This window comes from Microcoleus sp. K4-B3, from assembly GCF_036704615.1.
GTDB lineage: Bacteria > Cyanobacteriota > Cyanobacteriia > Cyanobacteriales > Microcoleaceae > Microcoleus.
Genome location: NZ_JAUBSF010000151.1, coordinates 1 through 7,617 on the forward strand (window position 1 = coordinate 1; position 7,617 = coordinate 7,617).

Consider the following 7,617-nt stretch of genomic DNA (forward strand, 5'->3'; position numbering starts at 1 on the left):
AATTATGAGTTAGCTCTAGGGGGATTAAATTGAAAACCTTCTATTATAGCATAGATTTTTTTTGCAAGAGGTCTATTAATTGCATTATTAATAATTCATCAATAAATAGCTAAGTTTTTATAAATTTCCTATGCGACAGTAGGTTACTGGGTTCTTCAGGGTGAACCCGATAAAATAGAGAGCTTTTCAGATGGAAGAAGTCAAGGTAACTTTCGGAAACAACCTCTTAGTATGAATAAAGGTTGCTAAAAATGAGAACAAAATCAAAGTTCTAAAGGAGCAAGAGCGTTCAATAACTCTTCTAGGATAAATCGCAGCAAAGATTGAGTGGCTAATATTAAACCCAATCGAGATTGGGCAAGTTTTGGCTGTTCTATTTTAACTTTACCCCAAATTCGGCACTGGCTGTAAAAAATCTGAAATTCTTCGCTCAAACTATTAGCTAATTTGAAATAATTGACAGGTTTTTCGCGGTTTCTTACCTCACAAATAGGAGATAAATTGTCGAGCACTGTTAACAGTTGCGATATTAAATTGCGTTCTGCTGGATGTACTAACCGCAGTCGATCGCCCTCGTCAATCCAAGGGATAGGATTTGGAGCCGCCAGGGACCAAATTTGCGGCGCTGTAGCGACATCTGGCTGCGCGATCGAAATTATCCGATCGCGGTGGGCCATTCGCAGCAAGGAACAGCAGCGCGCGTGGCTGTACTGAATGGGAAACAGCCGATCGGCTGACACAACAGGAGATAATATTCGAGATTCTGGAACTGGGAGGTTCGTTTGAGCTAAACGCTGCAACCAGACGGCTAAACCTGCATCAGTCAACTCCAGCTCAATAATTCCCGCCGGCGCGACTTTAACGGCGAAATCTGGGTAGCACAGCGGTTGGAGAGTTTCGGCCAACTGTGCCGCGATTGTCTGCGGTGTCTGCTGCCAAGTTTTAGCCAATTTCAGGGCGATCGCAGACACGTACAGCACCCGCGCGCTATCTTTACTCCGATTTAACGGAAATATTGCACCATTCTCAATAAGCTTTTTATGGGCGGGCAGGATGCCTGTTCCACAAGAAAATTCACTCTTTTTGGAACAGGCATCTTGCCGGTTCTTGAGAATCGTGCAACCTATGAGATTTAATGGAATTTCCCCTAGTGTCCCCTGCTGGGCGATCGCCCTTTGGAACCTGGAAAGCAAGAAACACTTCACTGTAACTTCCGGGCACTGCGAGATATTTGCTGTATCCATATCGGCTGATCCTGCGGTAAGAGCAACGATCGACTGTTACCGCTTGCACTGTTCTTGTACGTTAAACTGCTGATGTCAGAGATGGGCGATCGGCTGCCCCGGGCGGGGCTACATCGAATTCATCTGCTTTCTAGCGATTTTTGGGCTAAATATACAATAATTTACGACAAATTTTTTGCTGAATTCTACCATTTTAATGTATTTTTTGCTACATTGAATCTTTCGGTAAAACTAAGAAAAGTCTGCACAGTTAAGAAGCGTGCAAGCTCGATCGGGGGTTGGTTGTCTCACTTTGTATCGCACTGCTGGCAGAAGCTGTTTTTCTCACTGATTAAATATATCCCAGAGCCTCACTTATGCAATCAACTTCCACACCTGTAGAGACTATCGATCGACCTTTTATCACTTGGCAGCGAATTATCGACTGGGCCCAGGAACACTACCGCTGCCGGACTTTTAGCAAAGACGAGCGGATTCCCGCAAGACCCGGACTGCTGTATTTAGTCCAGAAAGGTTCTGTGCGACTCGTAGGCAGCGCTCAAGTTAGCGCTGCGGCGGCGAAGTCAAAATCCGCTGACAAAACTACAGAAGAAGCTTTTTTGGGCTTCGTCGGCGCCGGTCAGCCCTTTGAACTCGTTGCTCAGTCTCCGTTTACTCTCCAAGCTTACGCCCACGCCGATCAAACTCACGTAGTGTGGATGTACTGGCACGACTTGGATAATTGGCCTCACTTTCGTAGGGAAATTTTGGATGCGTTTCGTTACCAGCACCAGCGGAAACTTCTCTGGCTGAGCACTTTGGGACAGCGCCGGACGATCGACCGACTGCTGGGATTTCTCACTTTGTTAATCGAAGAGTTCGGCGAACCTTACGTAGGTGACGGCGAACCGGATGTGGTTCGGGGCTACCGGCTGCCTTGGGCCTTGACTCACGCTCAAATTGGCAGCGCGATCGGCTCGACGCGAGTGACGGTGACGCGGCTGATGGGTAAGTTGCGATCGAAAGGTTTGATTAATACTGAGGATGATAATTTAATCTGTTTGCCGGCTAAGTCTAACCCCCAAAAAACAAAAAACCCAAAGCAGGACGTAGATGATTCCTTGGAAGATTCCCTGGAAGATTCCTTTGAAGATTCCCTGGAAGATTCCCTGGAAGATGAAGATTCTCTCGAAGAATCTGCATAAAATCCTGCGGGCAATAGCCAACAAACAGCGCGTCGCTATTAGTTTGTGGCCGTCGCGCTCGATCGCTCGACAGTGTACGATGAATTGTGTAAACTTTTCCCGTTCTTGAAAGGTGCGAGTGACAATGACCGATGACAAGCAAAAATCTTCAATCCCGAACAATCAGCAACGGGTGGTATTCTGCGACTTTGACGGCACGATAACTGTTGAAGAAACTTTTGTGGCAATGCTCAAGCATTTCGCACCGGAACTGTCGTCTCAACTGATGCCTGAAATATACGCTAGAAGGCTGAGTTTGCGATCGGGAGTGCGGCAGTTACTAGAGTCTATTCCCTCGGAATGTTACGGGGAAATTGTGGAATTTTCTAGGGGAAGGCTGATGCGGCCGGGATTGTTGGAATTGCTGGATTTTTTGGACGAGCGAAAAGTGGATTTTGCGATCGTTTCCGGCGGTCTTCGGGTCATGGTAGAGACGGTAATGGGCGATTTGGTACACCGGGCGAGCGTTATTTACGCTGTGGATGTGGACGCTAGCGGCCCTCGCTTGCAAATCAATTCTGAGTTTGAAGGAGATACGGAATTGGTGTCTAAGGTGCGGGTGATGGGCCAGCACCCGGCCCAGGAACAGGTGGCGATCGGAGATTCGCTGACGGATTTTAATATGGCTTTGCAGGCTTCGTCGGTGTTTGCGCGCGATCGGCTTGCCGAGTATCTAGACGAACAGCAAAAGCCTTATACTAAATGGGATAATTTTTTTGACGTGTTGGAAAGTTTGTCCCAGAAATGGAAGTGAAACTAAACTAGGAATTGCGCCAAAAAAATCGCACTATGCGGTATGTGTATTTAGTAAGTTGCTTGTGGCGCACCCTACGTTTAGAGCTATATGTATTGGTAAGCTTTGCACGCATCACCCTACTTTTAGATAGGGCAGGGCAATTCCTATTAACGTAAAAAGTAGATTAAAAACTGAGGATTTGTAAAGAATGAGTGGCGATTTGAGATCGGATTTAATTGCAGCAGCCAAACACTTTTACGATCGCGGTTGGATGGTTGGGACTGCTGGCAATCTTTCAGCCCGCTTACCAGATGGCAGTTTCTGGATTACTGCTAGCGGCCGCGCGAAAGGGCAGTTAACTGAAGAAGATTTTATCCGAATGAACTCAGACGGCGCAATTGTCGAGCAACCTGTTCCCCACAGCCGCCCTTCGGCCGAAACCAGCATTCATTTAGCCGTTTACAATTGTTTTCCAGACGCTAAAGCTTGCTATCACGTTCACTCGATCGAGGCAAATTTAGTTTCTCGGCTAACAGCAGGAGATGCAGTGCCTTTACCCGCGATCGAAATGCTCAAAGGTTTGGGGGTGTGGGAGGAAAACCCGCAGGTGGCGATACCCCTATTTGCAAATTATTTGGAAGTGCCTAAAATAGCCAAGGCAATTTGCGAATTCTTTGCCATTTGTGCGCCGTCTGTACCCGCTTTGTTAATTCGCGATCACGGCATCACAGTCTGGGCAGACTCGCCAGCCGCCGCCTACAATTACGTAGAAATTGTAGAATACATTTTTCGCTATACGATCGCAGCCCACCAATTAAATTTAGATTTGAGATGGGATAGCTGAGATTGAGCGGTGCATGAATTCGGAGGCTTGGGAATTTGAGATTAGGAAACGAGCAAACATCGAGAATAGGCAACAATGATGGCTAAATATACCAGAATTTTATCCATAGATGGAGGGGGAATTAGAGGGATTATACCCGCGCAAGTTTTAGTTAGCATTGAGTCAAAGCTGCAACAAAAAAGCGGCAACCCAGATGCGAGAATAGCGGACTATTTTGATTTAATCGCCGGCACGAGTGCGGGAGGAATTTTAACTTGCATCTATTTGTGTCCCGATGCCGAAAATCCCACCAGGCCTCGGTGGTCGGCTGAAGACGCTGTTAATTTTTCGATTAAGAGCGGCCGCGACGTTTTTAAGAGTTCATTTTGGCAAAAACTCAAATCTATAGACGGTTTGATAGATGAGAAATATCCCAGCGATAGCTTAGAAAAATTCTTTTTGGAAAACTTTAGAGATTGCAAACTCAGCGAACTGCTGAAACCTTGTTTAATTTGCAGTTACGACATCGAAAGGAGAAAAGCTCACTTTTTTGATAAAATAGATGCTCAACAATATCCAGCAGAAGACTATTTTATTAGAGATATCGCCAGAGCGACATCGGCCGCTCCCTCTTACTTTGAAGTTACCAAAATCTACTCTTTGACAAACGAGTCCTACGCTTTAATTGACGGGGGAGTTTTCGCAAACAATCCCGCGCTTTGTGCCTATGCTGAAGTTAGAAATAAATTCAGAATTCCTGACGATCGCCCCGACAAAGGCCCGACAGCAAAAGATATGGTAATTTTATCCTTGGGGACGGGAGAAGCTCAGAAAAAATTCCCCTACGAAGAAGTAAAAAATTGGGGTCAAGTAGAGTGGGTTGAGCCTTTAATTAATATCATGATGACCGGAGTTGCGGAAACTGTAAATTATCAAATAATCCAAATTTATGATGCGGTTGAAAGACCGAATCAATATTTGAGAATTAGTCCAGATTTGAGCCATGAACAACCGCTGCCGATTGATGATGCCTCGGAAGAGAAGATATCGGAACTGGTGAGAATTGGCAAGGATCAAGCCGAAAAGTATAAGGAACAGTTGGATAAGTTTATCGACTTGTTACTTGCCGAGTAGTCATAGGATTTTAGATTTTAGATTTTAGATTTTAGAATTGAATAATTGGAAATGACTGATGATTACCACATAATCAACCAGTCCCAATGTCAAATCTAAAATCTAAAATGGTATAACCCACCAACCGCAGGGCACGCAGACTGAAAAAATATGTTGACAAATCGTGCAATAATTGCTGTAGGATTGCCAAAAATCTCTATGTGGCAGTGCTTCGCCCTGTTTGTAATTAATCGCGAGCCATCAGTCATTGGTTAAAAAATACCAAGAAAAGCGCGATCGACATTTAGATGAAACCTTCAATAGCAGGTGGTTTCAGCGGTTTTTAGTGACGCTGTTCCTGGGTGGCCAAGTGGTGCTGCGGATACTCCAAGGCAAAATTGACCGCCGCCAAATCATGGAACATTTAGTAACAGTAGGCCTGGATTCCTTCCGCTCCGTGCTGCTAATAGCCTTTTTTGGTGGCATGATTTTTACCTTTCAATCGGCCAGAGAATTGGTTCGCTTTGGCGCGGTTGGGGCGGTGGGAGGTGCTTTTGCTCTGGCATTTTGCGGCGAATTAGCACCACTTTTAACGGCGGGCGTGGTGGCGGGACAAGTAGGTTCGGCCTTTGCCGCGGAGATAGGAGAAATGCAGGTGACGGAACAAATAGACGCCCTGTATATGTTGAGAACCAATCCGGTTGATTATTTAGTAGTGCCGAGGGTGATAGCTTGCTGCATCATGCTGCCAGTGTTAACAATTTTTTCGGTAGCGGTGGGAATTTTGGGCGGGCTGTTTGTGGCCGTTAATTTTTACGAGTTGGAACCGTCGGTATTTTTGGAGTCGGTGCGGACTTTTTTGGGGCCTTGGGATTTAGTTAATGTGGCGATTAAGAGTTTTATTTTTGGGTTAATAATTGCCCTTGTCGGTTGCGGTTGGGGGTTGACGACGACGGGCGGAGGGAAAGGAGTAGGCCAAGCTGCAACGGCAGCGGTTGTGACTTCGTGGGTGTTTATTTTTGTGGCGGATTTGTTTTTATCGCTGTTGATGTTTCACGAGTTGGGGATTATGAGAAACGGGGGTTAATCGAGAGTTGCACGGGCGATATAACAAGAATTATATCATGCCTTTGTTAATATTTTTTTGATAATACTCGGCGGTTAAAACTGCTCATACACAAACTTTCGCTCCTTTATAAGAAACTAAGAAATACAGCAGTTCCCGCTATGATGAGGTACAGTAGCAACTATTAGCTTTCCCCATTTCTTAAATGTTGAGGATTCATGTTTGTTAAGGGCAACTGCAATTATTTGATCGATCATAGACGTGGTAGTTGGATGAAATAATTGCAAAAAATATTTGAGTTGTGACAACCATTGTTCAAGGGGATTCAAATAGGCGATAGTATGGGAATAAACAAATAACACTCGCACTTACAGATTCAATCCTTCGCACAATTGATGCTAGTTTATGGCCAGGTAAATTATCCATCACTACTACCGATCCTGTCCATAATTGATGACATAAAAACTGCTCAATAAATACGACAAATTCCGCTCGCTCCCTTGAATCCTTCACTGTCATTAATCCCAGCAATTTATTAATACTAATTGCGCCAGGGGCTGTAAATTAGTGCCCCTCGATAAAATGGCTTTAGGTTGGATACTCTTGTCCCTAGCTGTGAACGGGCATGAGTTCTGGTCGCACTCAGTAGAATCCCGGTTTCCTCGAAAAATACGCTTGTTTTGTGCCTCCATATCTTTGATATTGTCCCAATACTCCACTCTTAATTTTTGGACTCTTTCTGTCGCGGCTTGCCTACTGTACCAGTTTTTTTTTACGATGTAGTCCTAATTTCTGCCGCGCAGCGACACATTGCCGTCCGACTCACACAATTTCCGGTCTTAATAGCAAATAATTCAGATAAATCCACCAAGGTGGTATCAAGATGAGCTGTTAGCAGTGCTTTGACGAATGCTTCCGCATTGGTCAGATGACTGAATTGCGGTTTTCCTCTCTGTTTCGGCTGTAAATTTCCCTCGGTTTGTTGTTACTCGTGGCTGTTTTTGGACGAGACTTTTACGCTCCAGACAATCTGGTGGCTACTTTTCTAATTGACATCTTTTCTGCCAAATGTGCTGTCACTATTTTTTCTCGGAGAGCGAGGGAATATGCTTTGATTAGCTTTGACTATCCAAGGATATTTTATTTTTATTTATTGTACCGCATAACAGCGGTTTATGCTGTATTAGTTTTTTTTATATTTAGATTTGTTAAACTTCAAAAAATATTTAAAAAGCTTAGATTATACTTATTTGTAGTGCATTTAAATATTTTTGTAATTTTGTCATCAATATCAGTATACCTACTGAGATACCGTCGGCTCTTCAATTTATAATCAGTGAAATTACACACATGATCCCTAGCTTTTTCGGTTACAACCTAAGCGAAGCTATTTACGAAAGTGTCAATACTAT

The 7,617-nt window shown here is 44.4% G+C and carries 7 protein-coding genes; 5 read left to right on the plus strand and 2 right to left on the minus strand.

The annotated features are described in order from the left end of the window. Nucleotides 1-263: 263 nt before the first annotated feature. Nucleotides 264-1,244, minus strand: a complete 981-nt coding sequence (locus QUA78_RS30975) for a DALR anticodon-binding domain-containing protein (RefSeq protein WP_333307403.1) — start codon at nt 1,242-1,244, stop codon at nt 264-266. A gap of 356 nt (nt 1,245-1,600) precedes the next feature. On the opposite strand from QUA78_RS30975, the gene QUA78_RS30980 reads away from it, so the two are divergent. From QUA78_RS30980 to QUA78_RS31000, 5 genes are all read left to right on the plus strand, one after another. Beyond that, nucleotides 1,601-2,428 (plus strand): Crp/Fnr family transcriptional regulator, encoded by an 828-nt coding sequence (locus QUA78_RS30980; protein WP_333399210.1) that lies wholly within the window; start codon nt 1,601-1,603, stop codon nt 2,426-2,428. A 124-nt stretch (nt 2,429-2,552) separates the two neighbouring features. Continuing rightward, the gene (locus QUA78_RS30985; protein ID WP_333399211.1) at nt 2,553-3,221 is read left to right on the plus strand and encodes an HAD-IB family phosphatase; all 669 of its coding nucleotides are present in this window, start codon (nt 2,553-2,555) and stop codon (nt 3,219-3,221) included. Nucleotides 3,222-3,411: 190 nt separating this feature from the next. Continuing rightward, nucleotides 3,412-4,047: a methylthioribulose 1-phosphate dehydratase gene (mtnB, locus tag QUA78_RS30990; RefSeq protein ID WP_333306881.1), complete on the plus strand. Its 636-nt coding sequence runs from the start codon at nt 3,412-3,414 to the stop codon at nt 4,045-4,047. Between the two features lie 75 nt (nt 4,048-4,122). Beyond that, a complete protein-coding gene (locus QUA78_RS30995) occupies nt 4,123-5,160 on the plus strand; it encodes a patatin-like phospholipase family protein (protein WP_333306883.1) in 1,038 nt (345 codons plus the stop codon). A gap of 247 nt (nt 5,161-5,407) precedes the next feature. After that, complete coding sequence (locus tag QUA78_RS31000; RefSeq protein ID WP_333306885.1) at nt 5,408-6,226, plus strand: MlaE family lipid ABC transporter permease subunit; 819 nt, start codon at nt 5,408-5,410, stop codon at nt 6,224-6,226. Nucleotides 6,227-6,520: 294 nt separating this feature from the next. On the opposite strand, the gene QUA78_RS33010 is transcribed toward QUA78_RS31000, so the two are convergent. Further along, nucleotides 6,521-6,751 (minus strand): transposase, encoded by a 231-nt coding sequence (locus QUA78_RS33010; protein ID WP_445302419.1) that lies wholly within the window; start codon nt 6,749-6,751, stop codon nt 6,521-6,523. Nucleotides 6,752-7,617: the final 866 nt, after the last annotated feature.